Raw genomic sequence first — 19,430 nt, forward strand, 5'->3', positions numbered from 1 at the left:
TTTTTCGTCAGCCTGAGAAGTATGGGCTGATTTTTCCGGGTCCGCACTGTTGCTGTACCCGCTTGCTGCTCCGCTATGTTGTCGCCTCTGCCCCTCCTTGCCGCTCCTCCCGTTGCCTTCGGCACTCCGCTGCCGTTGCCCGCCAGCTTTTCCATTTGGCCTTACCAGACGCGTTTCCGGCAGGCGGCCCAGGCCATTGCCAACGGCATTTTCGAGGTGTTGGATGAGGATCTGAACCCGTACGTGCTGCTGCTGGCCTTGCCCGCCGACGACACCAACCAGGGCAACTTCGATGAGGCTCCTACCCCCATTTGCCTGGAGCCCGCCGACTGCGGCCTTGAAGCCCTGGCCTTCCTCGAAGCCCGCGCCCGGGGCCGCTACTACCAATATCTGCACCCCTGGAATGCCCCGGAAGGGGAGCTCATGCCGGAGGAAATGGTGCAGCGCAAGCGCGTGGCCCTGGGCCTGCGCCAGGCCGTGCAGGAAGTGCTGGAAGACCTTGCCGGCAGCAATAAGTATCAATATTACGCTGGTGCGCCGGTGCTTATTCAGGCGCACTTTGTGGTGCCGGTGCTGCGCCTCAACCGCAAGGTGGTGCAGGCCTACCCCACCCTCCAGAAAAACCGCTACTACACCGATGGCCGCCTATTGTCGCACTCCCTGCTGATGTCGGCGGTGCTGCGGTTTCACGAGGAATGCTTTAAGTCGCTCACAGAGCCGGAGCCGGGCTCGGGCCTGCTGGTGCGCCCCCGTGACACCGACGAAATCATCCGCTCCGCCGGCAAGCTGTTTATGGATACGCCCGCCCAGGACCTAGGCATGAATCCCTCGGCCACCAAACTGTTTGCCACCTGCAACACCATTTCCTCTTTGCGCTACGAGGGTGCTGAGGGCGTAGGCAAGCTGCTGCTGGCCCGGCGCGGCCACCCCAATCTGGCGGAGGTATTTGCCCTCACCTGCCCCACCCCGCTCACCGATTACCGGGCCGTGCGCAAGCTGCTGGAAATGACGACCCACGACGTGAGCCTGCTGGCCGACGGCGAAAACGTGTATGCCCTGGGCCGCCAAGTGGGCCAGTATGATGCTGCGCGGGAAGATCTGTTCGTCATCAGCTTCGTGACGCACTATGCCTGGGAGTTCCAGCACGGCGGGCAGGTGCTCATGCGCGCCCACTACGGGCTGCCCAGCCTGCCCCGCACCCGCCTCAACCGCGCCCGGTTCCGCCGCGACCTGAAGCAGACTTTTCAGCTCACCGACAGCGCCAAAATTGAGCGGCTCTGGGATGTGGTGGTGGAAGCCAGCCGCCAGAAGCACGGCACCCTGCTGGTCATCACCACCGAAGCCCTGGCCGAAGCCGACCGCCTCAAGCTGCAATGCACGCTCATCGAGCCCGTACCGCTCACCCCGCTTATCACCCGCCTCGTCACCGCCATTGATGGCGCCGTGCTCCTCGACCCGGAAAGCTACTGCTACTCTATCGGGGTCATTCTGGACGGTAAAGCTTCCGGCCACGGCACCAGCACCCGCGGCGCCCGCTACAACTCCGCCATTCGCTACGTGGATAGTTCGCCCTACCCCTGCCTGGCCATTGTAGTCAGTGAAGACGGGCTGGTGGACGTCATTACCAAAGAAAGCCTGCGGGAGGAAAACTAGGCGGCGGTTAGCCCACCTTGGCCAGTTTTTTCAACTGTTTCAGCTCCGCTCGTTTCACGTCCTTCAGCTCCTGCCCCCGGTTGCAAAGGCTGGTGGCAAAATAGGGTGTGATGGACGTAGCCGGACTACCGTACGGGGAGGCCTTCTCACTGATCTGAAAACCGTACAACAGGTACGCCGAACCTACCCTAAACTCCCGGCCACACGAGGCACTCTGCATTGCCGACGACACCCGCACCGTGTCCTCGGTAGTCAGCCCTTTATACTTGCGCGATACGGCAAACGTGTAGCGAAACGACTCCTGCCGCACCAGTTGGGTGCGCTCCGCCAGCGGCCCTGTATCTGAAACCTGGAGGGTATCGGTGGTTACCACGGTTTCTACGGCAACCACCCGTCCCACAAATACCAGCGCATCACGCTGGTAAGCAGTTGCAATCTGTTGTTTCTCGGAGCCGCTGCCACTAACGCAGGAGCAGGCCAGTGCTACGGATGAGTGGACAAACAAGAGCAGGGCAATCAGAAGGGCAGATTTCATACAGAGTAGGAAGAAGGTTCTTCCTGACAGATGCCAGGCCCACTCATATTCCATAACGAATGGCCTCTATTTTTTCTGTCAAACAAAAGCGTCGGGTGCAACTCCCGATTTTCCCAGAGTAACAGGTCATTCTTCTGGCGTTCTACAATTGCCGCTTACTTCTTCGCCCGGAACGACCACGTAATCCGGAACACGGCCACTACGTCACCAGCGGCATCCAGGCCGGTGCTGGTGCACACGACGGTGCGGCCTTCCCCGGTGGCGCGGCTTTCGGCAATGGCCTGGCCGATGGCAGCTCCATCGGTGCTGGTGAAGCGGATAAGGCCCACGGCTTTCTTCGAGAAATCAGCTTCCAGCCCTACTACCAGCATAGATACCGGTGGGCCGGCCTGCACGTGCATCATGCTCAGCAGGCCGCTGGCCAGTTCGGCCGCCATGCTCAGGCAGGCAAAATAGATGCTGCGAAATGGGTTCTGGGTGAGGTACTTGTACGGTACCGTCACGGTGGCCCGCTCCGCCGTCAGCTCCGCCACGCGTAGCCCGGCCAGATAGGCCATGGGCAGCCGCCGGAGCATAAACAGCTTCAGCTTGAGCGGATTGCTGATGTCACGGCGGAATTTCTCCAGGCGGGCGTTATCGGATGTACTGGTCATGGCAACGTGGGTTGGGCGGTTGCAATGAACAAAAAATACTCGGCATGCTGAGTATTTCCTTCTGACTTGAGCTGCTTTGCGAAAACAGGAAAGGCCCCATCCTGCGCCAGGAATGGGGCCTCTTGTTCCGTTCAGGGTACGTGGCTACCCTTTCTTTTCCAGCACCAGTACTACTTTATTGAAGTTGGCGGCGGCGTTTACCACTCCCCGGAAAGCTTCAAAATCGGCTTTGGGCCAGCGAATCTGGCGGTAGTACTCCCGGATGGTAACCGTGACTTTCTGGCCCTGCTGCTCGTAGCTGGATTTGAACAGGTACTCCGGGCCGGCGGCTGTGGGGCCGGCCTGCACATCGAAGTTCAGATCCTGCAGATTGCGCACCTGGTAACCGGCCGGTACCTCGAAGGTGATGGTGCGGTTGTAGCGGCGGTTGAAGTCATTTTCCACATCGAACTGCCGGTCCTCGGCCTGGTACAGCTCCGACTGTGGCCCCAACAACGTACCTACTTTGAACAGATACTTCGGCCCTGCCCGGTCCAGCAGCGCCACCGATTCGACGGTGGCATCTATCAGGAAAGGCTTTTCCAGCGGGTTCAGGCCGGTTTCGCCGTTGGTGGCTTCCAGTTTCTGAAAAGCGGCATCGGGCACGTTGCTCTTGATGACGCCCTGCAAGACCTCGGGGCGCTTGTCTTCGGGAATTTGCGCGAAAAAGGGCTGAATCTGCTGGGCATGGTAGCCGCCCAGCGTTTCCCGGATGGTCACGGTGCTTTTATCGAGGTTGGGCGCAAACTGCACGGCTATGTTCAGGTCGCTAGGGCTTTGGTCGGCGGCGAGAGTCGGGATTTCGCCGATTTTGCCCACGGCCGTTTCCGTACTGCCCAGCTGCACGCGGCGCACAAACAGGCCCTTGTTCGCCGTCCACTCAGCCGGAATCAGGGGCAGGCGGTAGTCGGGGCGGCCGGGAGCCAGCCACTGCTTAGTGCTCGGAAAGTAGAAAACCGGGTGGTCGAGGTAGTTCCAGGTGTCGAAGGTATCGTCGAAGGGTGCTTCGCTCCGGTCGTTGGTCAGCACCAGCTCGTGGGCAATATTGAGCCGGTTCATGAGGGCGGCAAACAAACGGGCAAACCCCGTTTCGGAGGCAGAACGGTCGGCCACCACGCGCGTAAGGTTTGCCTCGCTGCCGTCTTCGATCAGCCGGAAATTGGTTTTGAGGTAGTTTTCCAGCGCCGGCAACGGCTGCGTGGCAGGCAGGTTCATCTGCTTGAGCAGCTTGTCCACTGCTTTCAACTCGTCCTTATTCCAGTTGTACACGCGGTTGTACAGGAACTGGCTGGCATCGGCCCAGGTGAACAGCCGGGTGCGGCCCCGGGCGGAGCTGTAGGCAAACTTATATTCCAGCCGCTGACGCTGGGCCTGGGCATTGGCAAAACCTTCTTCCCGCAGGGCCGGCACATCGCGCAGCACAATGCGGCTGACGCGCTTCTCGTTCAGCACTGTGTCGCGCAGCAGGCCGCCGGGGTAGCGGCGCACTTCAAACGTGAGGGCTTCGGGTGTAATCAACTCCACCTGAATTTCGCGGGTGAGGACTTCGCTTTGCAGGTAGATGCGGCCGAAGTAGCTGGGAGCCCGCTCCCGGGTGAAGAGGTATTCAATCTCACTGCCTTTCTCCACGCCTTCCACGGCAAACACCTTGTAGCCCCGGCTGCCATCCTCGTCTTTCAGCTCCTTCATGTTGCCTTCCGCCACGTCCACAATTTCCCCGCGGGGGCTAATCGTGCGGGCTTTCAACGACAGGATGCGGCCGCCATCCTGCACGGGCAGGTAAATTTTGTTGAAGCGCTCAATGCCATCGGACGTATTCACGCGCACAATGCGGTGGTCTACGGAGTACAGCTTCAGCTCCCGGCGCGCATCCACGGCAAATTCTTCCGCCCGAAAATCACGCAGTACCACGGCCGGTTGCTTGGCCTCGGTGGCGGTAATGGTAAGAGGTTTGCGTTTGGCCTCCCAAGTGTAGGCGGCGTAGGTAATGGCCGCCGGGGCAGTTTGGGCCTGCACAGCGGCGGGCAGCCACAGGAGCAGCCCGGCCAGCAGCAGCGGGGTGTAGCGTTTGAACAGCGTTATCACGAAGAAAAAGGAATACGGTCAGAAGGAAAACCGGACGAAACAGCGCGACGCAGGAACTACAACTCCGTGTCCGGTAATATATAGGCTACGCTTTTTTGCGCTTGAGAATAATGGCGTCGCGGTAGGCCGTGTTGAGCTTATCGACCACCGTATTCCACTGGCCGAACTGCGCGGGCTCCAGCATCAGGTAGTTCACGAATACCTCCTTTTCCTGGATGATTTTAGTGCCTTTGCGCTCATAGCGAATGGAAAAACCCAGCATCTGGTCCTGGCCGGTGGTGTTGGCGGGCAGATAGGTAACCTCATAGCCGGCCGGTACCTCAAACTCGGTGCGGGTGCGGGTGGTATGGAAGTAGTCGTTGGTGCGGGCCAGGGTGCGCTTGGCGGGGTCGAGGCGGTCAGCGGCGTACCGCTGGTCGAGGTTGAGGTTCACGTATACTTCGTCGTCGAGACGCTGCACGTAATCCTGCAAACGGTACTCATAGTCTACTACCAGGGGCTGGTCGCGGGTATCCAGGTCGTGGACCGCGTACTTGTCCACGAAGAATTTATTATTGCCGCGCTCCACCAGGCTTTTTACCAGCTTGGCTTCATCGGTGGGGTTGAGGCCATCGAGGGCGTAGGACTGGCGCACTTTGGCGTAGCCATTGAGGGCCAGGCGGCCCGTGCCGCGCAACCCGGTGGTACCATCAAGCACCACCACCGAGCTATCAACGGTGCGGCTGCGCTGGCGCTCCATGACGGGCACGCTCACCACTTTGCAGTTCTTGCCATCCAGTGCCAGCAGCGCGTCCTTGCCCTGAATCATCCAGGAAGGCATGCCGTAGGGCGTGTATTTGCTGGTAGCATCCAGAAACACGTACTCACCGGGACGGGGCTCATACGTGGTAATCATGTGGTTATCGACGCCGGGCGTGGCCAGGTCGGCGTAATGGTAGGGCAGGTCCCGCGTGCCAATCCAGGTGCGGTACGATTTCACGCCGGCCATACGCAGCATTTCGTGCAGCAGGTTGGCCATGTCCTTACAGTCGCCGTAGCGGCTGGCGTACACGCGGCCGGCATCGTGCGGGATAAAGCCGCGCAGACCGTTTTCGAAAGCAATGTACCGGACGTGGTCCTGCACCCAGTAGTAAATGCGGGCCACCTTCTCGGGCTCGGTGCGGGCACTTACCGTCAGCGAATCTACTACCCGGCGCAAGGCAGGGCTTTCCTGCTTATCGAGGCCAGTCACAAAGCCTGAGTACAGGCTGTAGAGCTCCGATACTCCACCCAGCAGCTTCCGCGTCTGGCCGTTTATCTGGGCTTCTTCCACGAAAAACACCAGGTGCGGCACGTAGTAGCTCGCTTCCGGCGCATCGGTTTCGCGCTTGGCAGCGGACAGGTTATCGGCCACCCAGCGGTAGATGACGTTGTTGCCTTTTTCCTGGCGGGTGTACGTGACTTTGCCGGCCGGAATATTGAACTGCTTGGTATTGAGGCGCACCGTGCGCGGGGCCGTTATGACCAGCTCGGCGTGTTGCACGGGCACGTAGCTGGCGAAGTAAAACGGGTTTAGAAAGCGGGCATCGGGGTGGCGCACGGTGTAGTCGCACACGGTACGTACGCCGGGCGCTACGGCCGGGTAGGAGAAGCTCACGACCCGGGCATCATCGAAGAAAATACCCGGCCGGATTTCAAACTTATCCTTGAATTCCGTCACCTTCAGCGCTTTGTAGTCGTTGGTGGCGGGTAACAAGGTACGGGCCTCAATTTTCTGGAGGCGACTGAAGTGGGAGCTGTACACCTGGTCCGGGGCATACATGTCCGACTGCCCGGCCAAGTGCAGCATATCGTAATGGTGGCGGGCCAGCACCTGCACCGAGTCGCCCTTCAGCTCTACCGTCAGCTCCTGGCGGTAATCGAGATACACGGCCTTTTCGGCGGGGTACTGCTGCTTGAGCTGCATGAACTGCTGCACCGGCTGCTGCGCGCGGGCCTGCTGGCTTATTCCCACCAGCAGTAACCACAGCCCCAGGGCCCACTGCCCCGAATTAACGCGTTTCGTAGACATGGGTGTTCCAGTAAAAATCGGTTCGTAAGGGTTTGCCCTGCGCATCATAATACACCGTAGGGCCGGCTTTTTCACCGCAGCGGAAGGTTTCTTCGCGTTCCAGCGTCCCATCGGGGCGGTAGTAGCGGCTGCGGCCGTGCAGTTCATCAAACGCGTAAGCCTCTTCCTCCTGCACTTTGCCGTTGGGATAATAGGTGGTGAGCGTGCCCGTCAGCTGCCCATCAGGCGAGTTCTGGGCCCGCCGATACACTTGGCCGGTGCTGTAGTAGTAGGTACGGGAGCCGCTGAGACTGCCTTTCTGGTACGTTTCGGTGGCGGCGGGTTTGCCGTTGGTGAAAGTGGTGTTGATGGTACCGGCGGGTTTCAGGTCGCCGGTGGCTTTACCATCGGGGCCGGGGCTGCGGAAGCCCAGCAGCTCCCCATCGGCGTACAGCTTTTCCAGCAGCAGCTCGCCCTGCATGTTGTAGGTGCGCAGGGGCCCGTTCAGGTCGTCGGCGGCGTAGGTAGACACCTTTTCCAGCTGTCCGTTCTCGAAGTAGCTGACCCATTCCCCTTCCGACTCGCCGCGCTGGTACGTGCCTTTGCTGTGCAAGGCTCCCGAAGCGTAGTAGTACTTCCACTCGCCTTCCCGCTTGCCGTCGCGGTAGGTACCTTCCTCCACCAGCTTACCCGTGAACGGATGGTAGGAGCGGTAAGCGCCCTGGCGGTTGCCCCGATCCATTTCACTGGTAGTTTCGGTTTTGCCGTTGGGAAACAGCCATTTTTCACTGCCCTGATAGTCATAGCAGAGCCAGCCGCTTTCAACGCGGGGCTTGCCATTGGGGTAGTGCATAGTGAAGGCTTTGGTGGTGGGCTGCACCACCAGACGGTCTACTACTGCCCCGACGGAGTCAAAGGAAGTAATGGTGAGGGGCCGGTCGTACTCCAGCCACCGCTCCTGCGTGAGCTTGCCGCCGGGCGTGTAGCTGCGCGTCTGACCATGCAGGGCGCCGCTTTGCAGGTTATACTCCTCACTGAGCTGACCGGTGGGGTAGTACTGCTTCCAGGTCCCCTGCTGCTCCCCGGCGGTGTAGTAGCCCGCCCGCTGCAGCTGGCCGTGCTGGTAGTAGGTTTGCGAGAAACCATCCAGCTGGTCATCCTGATACTGGTTGCGCTGACTGACGCGGCCGTTGCTGGCGTAGAATTCCTCTGCCCCCTGCTGCTTGCCATTGAGGTAGTTGCGCACCGTGGCCAGGCTGCCGTTGCGCCGAAACCAGCGCCACTCCCCGCTCATGCGGCCATCGGTGTAAGCGCCCGTGAACCGGATAGCTCCGTCGGGACGCACGCCTTTCACTTCAGTACGTCCCTTTTTGGCAATGGCCGTCTGGCTTATTGGCTTGCCGGCCGCATCGAAGTACGTGAGCTTGGTTACGCGTCCCTGCACGTACTCCAGCTCACTAAGCAGCCGACCATCCTTGTCGTAATCCTTTAGTGTCCCGTGCAGCTCCCCGGTAGCCGGGTCAAACGTCTTCTCGTCGCTGGGCTTCCCGGAGGCGTAAAACGTCTGCCAGCGGCCGACCTGCTTACCGTGGTCGTAGCGGCCGGCACTGGCCAGCTGCCCGTTCGGGAAATAGTCTTTGTAGTCGCCGTGCAGCTCGCCCTGTTCGTACGCGCCCTGGCGTTCCAGCTGCTTGCCTGGGTAGAAAACCTCGAAGGATCCCTGCCGCTTGTCGGCCACGTAGGTGTAGGTGGCTTCAGGAGTGCCATCGGGGTAGAAATTGGCGGAAGCTCCTTCCAGCTTATCGGCGCGGTAGTTGGCGCGGCGCTGCAGCTTGCCGGTAGGGTAATAGAACAGGGCCTCGCCGGTAGCGTCGCCATTCTCGTACTTGCGGGCCTCCCGCACTTCGCCGCAATAGTGATACAGCTTGGCCGTACCCACAAGTTTACCGGCTTGGTAAGTACCCTCCACCGACAGCGCGCCATTATCATGATACTCTGCGTAGCGGCCGTCCAGCAGCCCCTGCGCATCGTAGTTCAGTTCCTTGGCCAGCTGGCCGTTGTCGTGGTATTCGCGCCAGCGGCCGGTGCGTTTGCTATCCGCCGTGAAGGAGCCCTCCTTGCTGACAGCCCCGGCTTTATCCAGAAAGAGCCAGGGGCCGCGCAGGCTTTCCAGGTCGCCGTTTTTGGTGGTGCCTTCGCCGATACCCTGCAGCTTGTTCTCGTGAAACCAGGCAGCACGGCGCGTTCCTTCGGGCTGACCAGATACGGGCTGCTGCACCCGCAGACTCAGCAGCGCCTGGGCAACTGCCTGGCTCATGCGCTCCACTTTGCTCTTGTTGGATTTCACCCACTGGCTGGCCCGCTTATCATCGGCGGAGTACAGAATCAGGTAGGTGAAGGCCGTCAGGTTATCGTCGCGGCGCAGGGCTTCCACCAGGGGGCCGTACGCCCGGAGCCAGAGGTCGGTTTCGGAAGAGCCGCCCGCCGGAAATTTCTCTATGAGCAGCTGCGTCTGCTTCACAATATTGGCATCGAACTTCACTTTGGTGGTGTAGTCTTTGCGCAGGGCCACTTTGGAGGTCAGCAGCAGATCCAGGTCCTGGAAGGCGTCGTTGGGCACAAAAGGTTTCTCCCGTTCCTTTTCCTCTACTTCCTGCGTGTTAGCAGCAATATTCTCGGCCAGAATCAGGGCTTGCTGACTATTCTCCGAATCGGGCTGAATGGCCAGAAAGGTGAGCAGGCTGATAAGAGCCCGGGCCGTCTGGCCCTGCTCCAGTGCCAGCCACGCCAGCTGGTAGTGCGTGCCCGGGTGCATAGGGGCCAGCTCCAGACTCCGCTGCCAGCTGGCCAACGCGGCCGGCCGCTTTTTCAGCGCATCGTAGCTTACCCCCTGGTTGAACCACAGCAACTGGTTATAGGGCATGAGCTTCAGCCCGTCGGCGTAGGCCCGGAAGGTTTCGGGCTCATGCTTCAGGTTCTCTTCGGCTTCGGCCAGCACGTAGTACGGTTGGGCATCGTGCATGTGCAGCGCAATGGCCCGGCGGCTGGCTTCGGCGGCCTCTTTGTACTGCTTGTTCTGCAGATAGGAAAGGGCCAGCTCCCCCTGAATCCCTACGTAGCCGGAATCAGAGGAAGGGACCAGCAGATACTGCCGAATGGCCCCGGCAAAGTCGCCTTTATCATGCAGGGCAATGCCCTCCTGCAAAGCCCGGGAGGCGGTGGGAACGGTGGCCGGCTGCTGTTGGCCGTACGCCGTGGCGGCAACTCCGGCCCACAGGCTCAGGAGCGTACCGTACGTAAAAACTCGCATTAACGTAAACTAAACTGTATAGAACACCTCATCGGCCCTGCCGCCCTTGCGGCAGCCCGTTGATAGTTCCACAAGTATACCTGTTTTGCGTGGCTTGAAAAAGACCCGCCAGCGTTTCTAACGTCCTATTTTTTCGGTTTCGGCCGGGGTTCTTTCCGGGCAGGAGCGGGAGCTGCCACGCCGGGCGCGGCCGGGTACACGGCCAGCTCCTTATAGCCGAACGTGGCGTCTGTTTCGCGCCGGAAATCCAGTTCCGGCAGTTCCCCAATTACCAATTCGGCGGTGGTATAAATCAGATTCCCATCGAGCAGATGCCCGCCGATGGTGCGCCCCGTGGAGTCGGCTACCGAGAGGTGCAGATGGCTCCCGTTCACGGATAGGGTACCAACCAATGAGACGATTTCAAAATGCCCGTGGTACACCGTAGGGCCTTCCTGGTTGGCCAGCCGCAGCGTGGCTGTGGTCAGGCTGCCTACGCCCGTCAGCACGCAGGCCGCCCGCAACTGGTGCCGGGTTACAAACGCCAGCAACTCCTGCCGCAAATCCTGGCCGGGCCGCAGGCGCAGGGCGTACGTACGGAGCGGCGAAGAGGCAACGGCAGACGAAGCAGGCATAGCAGCAGGAGCAGTTTGGGCAACGGCAGCCGGGAAGATACCCAGGCCCAGCAGCCCGATCAGCAGAGAATTACGCATGGAGAAGGTCAAAAGCAGAAGGCCAAAAGTAAGCGCGGCGCCACGTTTTATCGGAGCAGCCGCGCTTTTACTTTTGGTCTTCTGCTTTTGCCGTTTTAGCCGTTCCTATCGGTTAAAGCTCACGTTGCCGTAGCGCACTTTGATGTTTACGTTGCCGGCATTACGCGTCTGAACCGCCCCGAAACTACCCTGCGTATCACTGGAGGAAGCATTGCTTTCTTCCGAATCCACTTTCACCAGCCGCTTATCCACCAGCAGTCGACCGTGGTCGGTATTCACATCAAAATCGAAAGCCGCCCCGTCGGGGAAGTTCAGCAGGATGGTGCTATAGCCCCCGTCAACGTTGATCTGCCGGAAATTTTTTCCCGTACTGCGCACTTCAAAATTAGGGCAGTACTGCAACTTCATATCCAGCTGATTACTGATTTTATCGATACTGAATTTGGAGTAACCGGAGGAGCCGCGCAGGTTGCGTACCGTGCCCAGCGCTACGTCGCCGTACTTGCTATGTACCGTCAGGTCCTGCACCGTACTGATATCGATATCCGAGCTGTTGTTGCGCAGCTCTACAATCCCGCCTTCCGTCAGACGTAGCTTGGAGTACGAGGCCTCAATGGTAGCCCGCCGAGCGTAGGGCACGGCGCACTGCGCGTTGCATACCCGCACGGTATTGCGCGGGCCATCCAGCCGGGCCGTGCGTAGGCTGCCATACTCAATGGCCAGCTCCGTAGCCCCGGTCAGGTCGCCGGTTACACTGATTTCGCCAAAGGTGTTGTGCACGGCCATCGGGGTGTTTTTGGGCACCCACACTGTGTAATTCACCTCATAGAGCTTGGTGCGGCTCCAGCATTCCCGGGGCATGGCCCCGAAGCGCGAGCGGGCCACAATACCACCGGTGGCAGGGTCCTTATCCTGCAGTTGCACCTGAATCATCTCTTGGAGCTGCTGGGCTTTTTCCTCAGTTTCGGCGCGGGTAATGATGTCCACGTCGGTCCGAATTTCGGGCCGGTTCCACACGTTCACCTGCACACGGCCGTAGCGCGTATCCAGGGTATAAAGCTTGGTGGCACTGGCGGGAAACGTGCGGCTGAGCTTCCGGACTTTCTCAACGGCCGGCGTAGGCTGCGCTTCTTCCTGTGGTCCTTGGGCAGGGCCCTGGCCTGCACCTTGCCGGGCATCGGGCGTCCCCTGCTCAGTGAATTGCGCCGGTAATGCCTCCGGCTCCCGAAAATAGGCAGTAGCTGCTTCCGAACGGACTGTGGCCATCTGGGCATGGCCCGTCTGTCCGGCCACACTCAGCAAGCCAGCCAGGAATACCAACCGTCCGGCCCGACGAAAAAACGATGAAGTAGGGCGCATGAGTTACGGAATCCGGCGGCTATCGGCCACCATGTAAGGTTGGCTGTGATAATCCCGGATTCGCTCCCGGGTGCGCAACTGCTGCGTCAGCAAATCCAAGCGGATCTGCATGTTGCGGTTCATGGCTTCCAGCACCACATCGGGCTCGGGGTTGCGGTAAAGCTCAGTTTTCAGTTGCTGATAGGTGGAGTCCAGATCAAGCAGTTCCCGCTGCCAGTCGGCGCGGGGCATGGTTTCCGTGGCTTCCGCGTCTACTTCGCGCAATTCTTGCTGCCGCTCCGTAATCTGGGCGGCGTAATAAGATTCCATGCGCTGCACAGCACTAGCCAAGCGTTGCTCGGGGCCATCGGTGGCGGCCGTAGCCGTCAGGCCGGGATACAGGGCCGGGGCCGGACTGCTCTGGGCCGTAGCGGGCTGGCCGGTGCGCGTCCAGATGGTGGCTTCGGTGCGGTGCTGCCAGAACCAGGTACCCAGCATCAGCAGAGTAGCTACGGCGGCGGCCACGCCATAGGGGCGGGCCGAGCGCACGGCAGCCGTATCGGCGGCAGCGGCCGGCGTCAGGGGCAGGTTTTCAGCCACCGGAAACAGGGGAACTATCCGCAACGGAGCAGCAGTGGTATCTTCTTCCGGAGCCGTATCCAGCTCCGAAGCAATATCGTCCCAGAGGTTCGGCCGGGGCTCGAACACGTCGAAGTCAGCGCGGTGGTGTTCCACGAAGGCTTCCAGTCCGGTTTTCTTCTCGTTCATGGCAGGTGGTAATGGGAGGCGGCGGGCCGGGGGCAAGCTGGTCAGGTGTGGTTGGGTGGGCCAGTGAAAAAGCGGCCGGGCCGGCACTTAACGCCTAAGGTCAGAGGGTAAAATCAGGTGGCAGACTTACAGGCCGTGCTGGCGGGCCAGTTCCAGAAGCTTCTTCCTGGCCCGGCTGTACTGCGACTTCGAAGTGGATTCGGTGATGTTGAGAATACCGGCAATTTCGGCGTGGTCGTAGCCTTCCAGCAGGTAGAGGGTGAGTACCACGCGGTAGCCGTCGGGTAGCTCCTGCACGCAGCGGCGCACCACATCGGCCCGCCAGCCCAGTTCCTCCGAGTTCAGACCACCGTGGTCATCCTCGTAGTCGGCGGCGGCCCCGTCGTGCTGTTCGGCCAGGGGCACCAGCTGCAGACGCCGGTTGCGCAGGCAGTTGATGCTTTTGTTGATGACGATGCGCTTGAGCCAGGAGCCGAACGACGAGTCGCCCTTGTAGCTGTGCAGCTCGCGGAAGGCGCTCAGAAACGACTCCTGTAATACGTCCTCCGCCTCGGCATAGTCGCCGGTGATGCGCAACGAGGCGTTGAACATGGCCTTGGAGTAGCGCTTGTAGATTTCGGCCTGGGCGCGCCGGTCGCCTAGGCGGCACCGCTCGACCAGCGGGGCGTTGATGTCGGTGTACGCAAATGCCTCCATAGGGTGCTCAGTAAGCGGATGTTCGGAAACGGGTGAATCGTAAATATCCAACTTTTCCGGGCTAAAACGGCTCGTGCTCTTCAGGTAAGCAAGTGAAAGACAGCGGGCCGCCGGGTGGGGTTGCACTGCGTGGAAAAGACAGTGGCTCATTCAGAATTGTTCAATAGCTTTATTCGTCTGCTTCCGGCTATGTCCCAACGTTATTCCTATCGGTTGCCGGGAATACCGCCAACACCCATATCTCGCAACGCAATGTATGTTGCGTTACCTGTTTCACTTGTCTGTACTTATTCCATGAAAAAAATCCTGTTCGGCGCAGGGCTTCTAGCCTCTCTCACGGCGTGTTCCAAAAAGGAAACGTCACCTGCTATCGACTTTGGGCCGGAAAGAGGCATCACGGAGCGCGATGCCAGCAACCGATCCATCGGCCCCACCGACCCTACCGACTGGGCCCGCGACGAAACCTGGAATGAGCAGGAACTTGGACTATTTAAGCTGCCATTGTATCTGAACGTTACTCCGGCTGTGACGGTGCAGCCGCGTAATTTTTATCCCAACCCGGCGACTATCCAGGGTGGTGGAAACTTTGGTTTCTACGGCATTCCAAGCGGGGCGATGTTGAAGCTGGTCTTTGTCGACAAAAACTATCGGGTGGCTAATGAGCTGGAATATGGCCCCTTCAGCGTTTCTGATATTTTATTTCATTTCGAGTTTCCTGCCGACAAGTTCAAACCTAATACAACGTACCGCGTGTACTACGTCATTTACAGCCCCACGCAGGCAAACTTATACCTAAAAGGTCACGGTGACATTGCGTTTGGAGGCTAAATGGAGTGAATGCCCGCGCACAAAAACGGCCCGCCCGGATAAACCGAGCGGGCCGTTTTATTTCAACATAAGGCGGCGTTACACGTCGAACTTGATACCCTGGGCCAGCGGGAGCTGGGTGCTGTAGTTGATGGTATTGGTCTGGCGGCGCATGTACACGCGCCAGGCATCGGAGCCGGACTCGCGGCCACCGCCGGTTTCCTTCTCGCCACCAAATGCGCCCCCGATTTCAGCGCCGCTGGTGCCGATGTTCACGTTGGCAATGCCGCAGTCGGAGCCGGCGTGACTGAGGAAGGCTTCGGCCTCGCGCATGTTCACCGTGAAGATGCTCGACGATAGACCCTGGCGCACGCCGTTCTGCGTGTCGATGGCGTTTTCCACGCCGCCGCTGTATTTGATCAGATACAAGATGGGTGCGAAGGTTTCTTCCTGCACCGTGTGGTATTCGTTACGGGCTTCCACAATGGCGGGCTTCACGTAGGTACCGGTTTCGTAGCCAGCGCCGCTCAGTAGTTCACCGCCAATCAGCAGCTTACCACCTTCGGCCTGCACGGCTTCCAGGGCTTTCGTGAAGCTCTGCACCGCATCCTTATCAATCAGCGGGCCAACCAGCGTACCATCCTGCAAGGGGTGGCCGATGGGCAGGTTGGGGTAGATTTTGAGCAGACGAGCCTTCACGTCCTCAAAAATCGACTCGTGGATAATGAGGCGGCGCGTGGTGGTGCAGCGCTGCCCGGCCGTACCCACCGCCCCGAACACGATGCCCGGAATGGCAATGCCCAAATCGGCGTGCTCGGTGAGAATGATGGCGTTGTTGCCGCCCAGCTCCAGCAAAGCGCGGCCCAGACGGGCGCCCACCACTTCGCCCACCTTCTTGCCCATGCGGGTGCTGCCCGTGGCCGATACCAGCGGCACGCGCGTATCAGCGGCCATTTTCGCCCCAATTTCCGCGTCGCCGATGATCAGGTTAAAGATGCCTTCGGGCAGCTCATTTTCGCGCAGCACGTCCCGGATGATGTGTTGCACGGCCACAGCCGTGAGGGGCGTTTTCTCGGAGGGCTTCCAGATGCAGGTGTCACCGCAGACGGCGGCCAGCATGGCGTTCCAGCTCCACACGGCCACCGGGAAGTTGAAGGCCGAAATGATGCCGACCACGCCCAGCGGGTGGTACTGCTCATACATGCGGTGCGCGGGCCGCTCCGAGTGCATAGTGAAGCCGTGCAGCTGCCGCGAAAGGCCCACCGCAAAGTCGCAGATATCAATCATTTCCTGCACTTCGCCGAGGCCTTCCTGCAGGATTTTGCCCATTTCGTAGCTCACCAGCTTACCCAGCGAGTCCTTGTACTCGCGGAGCTTGTTGCCGATCTGGCGCACAATTTCGCCGCGCTTGGGGGCCGGCACTAGCCGCCAAGTTTTGAAGGCTTCCTGCGCTTTCTGTACTACCTGCTCGTAGTCGTCGGCGGTGGCCAGGGCCACGGTGCCAATGGTACGGCCGTCGGCGGTGGAGGTGATGGTGCGGGTGTTGCTGTTCTGCTGGCCGCCCCAGGTCAGGCCGGTGCTCCAGGCAGCATTGTGGGCCTGTATGCCCAGGTCGTGCAATACCTGCTTGATGCCGTGATGGTCGTGGTCCTGCACGTCGGTGCCGGTGGCGGCGGCTTCTTCGAGGGCTTGTTTCATGGGAACTGGAAAAGTAGAAGTTGGGTGGGAAGTGTAGCGTCTGGTGGCTTGCAGACCGCGGGGGCGGGCGCGCCGGCTACAAAGCAAACTATAAAAACTAACACCAGCCTGCCTCGGCCAACAGCCGGCCCGCACACTGGCGGCTCGCGACTGTTCACGGCTGCCCCCATCGGCCCTCAGTCCGCTAACTCAACAGCTGCTTTGCAGGCGAAACAGCAAGAATATCCGGTTTCGGAGGACGCGCTTTTTGCCCTATCCAGCCATACTCTGCGGCTAATTTCCCGGCGCCAATCCGTTACCTTGGTGCATGCCCAGCTCTCTGCTCACCCTCACTCCCCGCCCCGATTTAGGTATTCTGGTGGCCCGCTGGGCCGATGACGCCCCCACTCCCCTGCTCCAGGCTGATTATGCCGAGCTACTCGCCCTGGCCCGGCAGCACGGCCTCAGCCGCTGGCTACTCGATGTACGCCGCCGCGACCAGTTGAACCCCGAACTGGGCCAGTGGACCACGCACGTTTTCTACCCGCTGGCTGCCGCGCAACTACTTCCCCAACCGCTGCGCATTGCGGTGCATTGCTCACCCGGTCGGCTGGCAGTCTACCAGGATAACCCAACGCAGCAGCAATACCTGGCATACGGCCTGGCGGAGGACCGGGAATACGAGCTCCGCCTTTTCATCGAAGAAGGCCCGGCCATGGATTGGCTGCTTGCGTGAGTGGTGAGTGGCGAGTGGCGAGTGGTAAGCAGCAAAAAAGGCCCTCCGCTTAACAGCGGGGGCCTTTATTTTTACTGGATCAGGGCTGCTTACTGAGCCTGCCCGATGGGGTAATACGCCTTGCGGCCGTCGGGGTACACGCCTTCTACCAGCGCGCCTTCGGTTTCCTTGGCGGCTTCAAGGTAGCGTTGCACGTCCTGGGGCTTAGTCACCTTGTTTTTATCAATGCGGGTGATGATGAAGCCGTCGGCAATACCAGTTTCGCGGAAGTTGGAGTTGCGGATGCCGGTGATTTTCGCGCCGCCTTCAATATCCAGCTTGCTCTGCTCCTGCTTGCTCACGGGAGCCAGCGAAGCACCCTCGTACTTCACCACAGAAGCCACTTCCTCGCGGATGATATCGGTGGTACCGGTGGAGTTGCGCAGGGTGGCGGTGGTCGTGCGCTCCTTCTCGTCGCGCAGGTAGGTTACCTTTATTTTGTCGCCGGGACGGAAGCGGGCCACCTGCTCCTGCAGCTGCGAGGAGGTGTTCACCTTCACCCCGTTGATTTCGGTGATGATGTCGCCTTCCTCAATGCCGGCCTGAGCGGCGGATTTACTTTTGTCTGCGCCCATTACGTACACGCCGTTCAGGGTTTTGAGCTTCTTCTCGGAAGCCAGCTGGGCATCCACTTCCCGGATCTGCACGCCCAACAAGGCCCGCTGCACCACTTTGTACTTGAGCAGATCGTCAATCACCTTGCTCACAATGGAGCTAGGCACGGCAAACGAATAGCCCACAAACGAGCCGGTTTGCGAGGCAATGGCCGAGTTGATACCGATCAAATCACCGTTCAGGTTCACCAGCGCGCCCCCCGAGTTACCGGGGTTCACCACGGCATCCGTCTGCAGGAACGACTCCACGCCCATCCCGTCCTCGCGGCGTAGGATATTAATGTTGCGACCCTTGGCCGAGATGATACCGGCCGTTACGGTGGAGTTCAGGTTGAAGGGGTTGCCCACGGCCAGTACCCACTCGCCTACCTTCACCTGGTCGGAGTTGCCGTAGCGGATGAAGGGCAGGTTATCGGCCTCCACTTTCAGCAGGGCCAGGTCGGTATTGGGGTCCGTACCAACGAGGGTGGCTTTGTACTTGCGCTTATCGTCCATCACTACCTCAATCTTATCGGCCTTCTCGACAACGTGGTTGTTGGTCACGATGTAGCCGTTGGCGGCAATGATAACCCCCGAGCCCGAGCCCTGCTGCGGCCCCTGCTGCCGGCCCCGGCCCTGGTACTGCTCCAGCTCATCGCCAAAGAACTGGCGCAGAAACGGGTCCATCCGGGCCGCGTCGTTCTGGCTGGCCTTGGGGGCGTATTCCGTCATAACGTGCACCACGGCCGGCGTTACGGATGCCGCGGCGGCCGTAAAGTTGAGGCCTTCGGGCACGGTGTAGGTACTGCTGCGCAGCTCACTGGTGTACCGAACGTTGGGGTCAGCGGCAATAGCCTGGGGCGACAGGGCGCGCTCGGGCTCCAGCAGCTTGTACCCACCTACCGCCACGCCACCACCGAGAATGGCGGAACCGAACAGGCCGAGCATCATTTGTTTTGCTTGCATGGGTAAGAAGAAGGTGAAATGGAAAGATGTCGAGTTGAAAATACAACGGAAACGTGAACGGACAAATAGGTTTAATGGCCTTGGCGAGTTCGAAACAGCTGTTTCACGTTCTCCTAACGCCAGATACCGGGTGATTGGTGTCCGGTTGCATGGCCGTTGAAGGAGGAAAACGGCCGGTTGGTAGATTATTCCGGTTCTCCGCTGCCAATGCCTGCTGTAAGCAACAAGCAAACCACAAAAAAGGGCACCCAGTGGGGTGCCCTTTTTTGTGGTTTAGCGCACCTCAATCTGATGCTTCGTTACTTTTTTGCTGTCGAAGGGCAGTTGCAGGCGCAGGATACCGTTGGTTAATTCGGCCTCAATGGCCGTGACGTCCACCGTATCGGGGAGGCGGAAACTGCGGGAGAAGCTGCCGTAGCCCGACTCCACGCGGCGGAATTTCGGGGCCTGCTCGTCGGCGGCTTCCGGGGCTTTCCGCTCGCCGCTAATGGTAAGCTGGCTGTCCTGAAAGTCAATTTTCACGTCTTCCTTCGCCACGCCGGGCAGCAGCAGGTGCAGCTCGAATCCGGCGGGGCCTTCCAGCACATCGGCCTGGGGCACGAAGGTTTTCACGGGCTCGTTGAGAGTCGGCAGCGTGTCGCGCAGCATTTCATTGAGAACTGAGTTAAAGGCGCGGGCGGGACGGTTGTTATACAGCAGAGTTGCCATGGTTGTAAGAGAAGTTAGCGTTGAATAATCATCACCAACCATGTGGTGACACCCTTCTTCTATAAACTCTGTACCAATCAACTTATGATGCCATATTGACATTAAA

Annotated in this window: 15 protein-coding genes; 3 read left to right on the top strand and 12 right to left on the bottom strand. The window is 59.9% G+C overall.

The annotated features are described in order from the left end of the window. Nucleotides 1–75: 75 nt before the first annotated feature. Nucleotides 76–1,653, top strand: a complete 1,578-nt coding sequence (locus tag EI293_RS02095; RefSeq protein ID WP_125435262.1) for a DNA integrity scanning protein DisA nucleotide-binding domain protein — start codon at nt 76–78, stop codon at nt 1,651–1,653. Nucleotides 1,654–1,660: 7 nt separating this feature from the next. Here EI293_RS02095 and EI293_RS02100 read toward each other — a convergent pair whose 3' ends face one another. The 9 genes from EI293_RS02100 to EI293_RS02140 all read right to left on the bottom strand — a co-directional run bounded on the left by EI293_RS02100 (nt 1,661) and on the right by EI293_RS02140 (nt 13,798). Further along, nucleotides 1,661–2,188, bottom strand: a complete 528-nt coding sequence (locus tag EI293_RS02100) for a hypothetical protein (protein ID WP_125435264.1) — start codon at nt 2,186–2,188, stop codon at nt 1,661–1,663. A 155-nt stretch (nt 2,189–2,343) separates the two neighbouring features. Beyond that, nucleotides 2,344–2,841 (bottom strand): PaaI family thioesterase, encoded by a 498-nt coding sequence (locus EI293_RS02105; RefSeq protein ID WP_125435266.1) that lies wholly within the window; start codon nt 2,839–2,841, stop codon nt 2,344–2,346. Nucleotides 2,842–2,985: 144 nt separating this feature from the next. Then, nucleotides 2,986–4,965, bottom strand: coding sequence for a DUF3857 domain-containing protein (locus EI293_RS02110; protein ID WP_125435268.1), 1,980 nt, complete (start codon nt 4,963–4,965; stop codon nt 2,986–2,988). Nucleotides 4,966–5,050: 85 nt separating this feature from the next. Then, on the bottom strand, nt 5,051–7,015 hold the full coding sequence (locus EI293_RS02115) for a DUF3857 domain-containing protein (RefSeq protein WP_170170208.1): 1,965 nt from the start codon (nt 7,013–7,015) through the stop codon (nt 5,051–5,053). After that, nucleotides 6,996–10,304, bottom strand: a complete 3,309-nt coding sequence (locus EI293_RS02120) for a toxin-antitoxin system YwqK family antitoxin (protein WP_125435272.1) — start codon at nt 10,302–10,304, stop codon at nt 6,996–6,998. The genes EI293_RS02115 and EI293_RS02120 overlap by 20 nt, the downstream gene beginning before the upstream one ends. A gap of 125 nt (nt 10,305–10,429) precedes the next feature. Beyond that, nucleotides 10,430–10,996 (bottom strand): PPC domain-containing DNA-binding protein, encoded by a 567-nt coding sequence (locus EI293_RS02125; protein WP_125435274.1) that lies wholly within the window; start codon nt 10,994–10,996, stop codon nt 10,430–10,432. Between the two features lie 105 nt (nt 10,997–11,101). After that, the gene (locus EI293_RS02130; RefSeq protein ID WP_125435276.1) at nt 11,102–12,355 is read right to left on the bottom strand and encodes a DUF4097 family beta strand repeat-containing protein; all 1,254 of its coding nucleotides are present in this window, start codon (nt 12,353–12,355) and stop codon (nt 11,102–11,104) included. Nucleotides 12,356–12,358: 3 nt separating this feature from the next. Further along, nucleotides 12,359–13,102 (bottom strand): hypothetical protein, encoded by a 744-nt coding sequence (locus EI293_RS02135; RefSeq protein WP_125435278.1) that lies wholly within the window; start codon nt 13,100–13,102, stop codon nt 12,359–12,361. A gap of 126 nt (nt 13,103–13,228) precedes the next feature. Further along, nucleotides 13,229–13,798, bottom strand: a complete 570-nt coding sequence (locus EI293_RS02140; RefSeq protein WP_125435280.1) for an RNA polymerase sigma factor — start codon at nt 13,796–13,798, stop codon at nt 13,229–13,231. A gap of 294 nt (nt 13,799–14,092) precedes the next feature. Here EI293_RS02140 and EI293_RS02145 point away from each other — a divergent pair, with 294 nt between their 5' ends. Continuing rightward, nucleotides 14,093–14,626 (top strand): membrane lipoprotein lipid attachment site-containing protein, encoded by a 534-nt coding sequence (locus tag EI293_RS02145; RefSeq protein WP_125435282.1) that lies wholly within the window; start codon nt 14,093–14,095, stop codon nt 14,624–14,626. Nucleotides 14,627–14,704: 78 nt separating this feature from the next. On the opposite strand, the gene amaB is transcribed toward EI293_RS02145, so the two are convergent. Continuing rightward, on the bottom strand, nt 14,705–16,303 hold the full coding sequence (amaB, locus tag EI293_RS02150) for an L-piperidine-6-carboxylate dehydrogenase (RefSeq protein WP_125435284.1): 1,599 nt from the start codon (nt 16,301–16,303) through the stop codon (nt 14,705–14,707). Between the two features lie 307 nt (nt 16,304–16,610). Between amaB and EI293_RS02155 the strand changes: the two genes are divergently transcribed. Beyond that, complete coding sequence (locus EI293_RS02155; RefSeq protein WP_125435286.1) at nt 16,611–17,018, top strand: hypothetical protein; 408 nt, start codon at nt 16,611–16,613, stop codon at nt 17,016–17,018. Nucleotides 17,019–17,107: 89 nt separating this feature from the next. Here EI293_RS02155 and EI293_RS02160 read toward each other — a convergent pair whose 3' ends face one another. Next, a complete protein-coding gene (locus EI293_RS02160) occupies nt 17,108–18,616 on the bottom strand; it encodes a Do family serine endopeptidase (protein WP_246010507.1) in 1,509 nt (502 codons plus the stop codon). Between the two features lie 273 nt (nt 18,617–18,889). Further along, nucleotides 18,890–19,324, bottom strand: coding sequence for an Hsp20/alpha crystallin family protein (locus EI293_RS02165; RefSeq protein ID WP_170170209.1), 435 nt, complete (start codon nt 19,322–19,324; stop codon nt 18,890–18,892). Nucleotides 19,325–19,430 lie beyond the last annotated feature (106 nt).

Origin of the sequence: Hymenobacter perfusus (genome assembly GCF_003944765.1) — a bacterium.
Lineage (GTDB): Bacteria > Bacteroidota > Bacteroidia > Cytophagales > Hymenobacteraceae > Hymenobacter > Hymenobacter perfusus.

Excerpts from the sequence above, each read along its gene's own strand:
- EI293_RS02095 (WP_125435262.1), top strand. The coding sequence starts at position 76 with ATGTTGTCGCCTCTGCCCCTCCTTGCCGCTCCTCCCGTTGCCTTCGGC.
- EI293_RS02100 (WP_125435264.1), bottom strand. The coding sequence starts at position 2,188 with ATGAAATCTGCCCTTCTGATTGCCCTGCTCTTGTTTGTCCACTCATCC.
- EI293_RS02105 (WP_125435266.1), bottom strand. The coding sequence starts at position 2,841 with ATGACCAGTACATCCGATAACGCCCGCCTGGAGAAATTCCGCCGTGAC.
- EI293_RS02115 (WP_170170208.1), bottom strand. The coding sequence starts at position 7,015 with ATGTCTACGAAACGCGTTAATTCGGGGCAGTGGGCCCTGGGGCTGTGG.
- EI293_RS02120 (WP_125435272.1), bottom strand. The coding sequence starts at position 10,304 with ATGCGAGTTTTTACGTACGGTACGCTCCTGAGCCTGTGGGCCGGAGTT.
- EI293_RS02125 (WP_125435274.1), bottom strand. The coding sequence starts at position 10,996 with ATGCGTAATTCTCTGCTGATCGGGCTGCTGGGCCTGGGTATCTTCCCG.
- EI293_RS02130 (WP_125435276.1), bottom strand. The coding sequence starts at position 12,355 with ATGCGCCCTACTTCATCGTTTTTTCGTCGGGCCGGACGGTTGGTATTC.
- EI293_RS02135 (WP_125435278.1), bottom strand. The coding sequence starts at position 13,102 with ATGAACGAGAAGAAAACCGGACTGGAAGCCTTCGTGGAACACCACCGC.
- EI293_RS02140 (WP_125435280.1), bottom strand. The coding sequence starts at position 13,798 with ATGGAGGCATTTGCGTACACCGACATCAACGCCCCGCTGGTCGAGCGG.
- EI293_RS02145 (WP_125435282.1), top strand. The coding sequence starts at position 14,093 with ATGAAAAAAATCCTGTTCGGCGCAGGGCTTCTAGCCTCTCTCACGGCG.
- amaB (WP_125435284.1), bottom strand. The coding sequence starts at position 16,303 with ATGAAACAAGCCCTCGAAGAAGCCGCCGCCACCGGCACCGACGTGCAG.
- EI293_RS02155 (WP_125435286.1), top strand. The coding sequence starts at position 16,611 with ATGCCCAGCTCTCTGCTCACCCTCACTCCCCGCCCCGATTTAGGTATT.
- EI293_RS02160 (WP_246010507.1), bottom strand. The coding sequence starts at position 18,616 with ATGCAAGCAAAACAAATGATGCTCGGCCTGTTCGGTTCCGCCATTCTC.
- EI293_RS02165 (WP_170170209.1), bottom strand. The coding sequence starts at position 19,324 with ATGGCAACTCTGCTGTATAACAACCGTCCCGCCCGCGCCTTTAACTCA.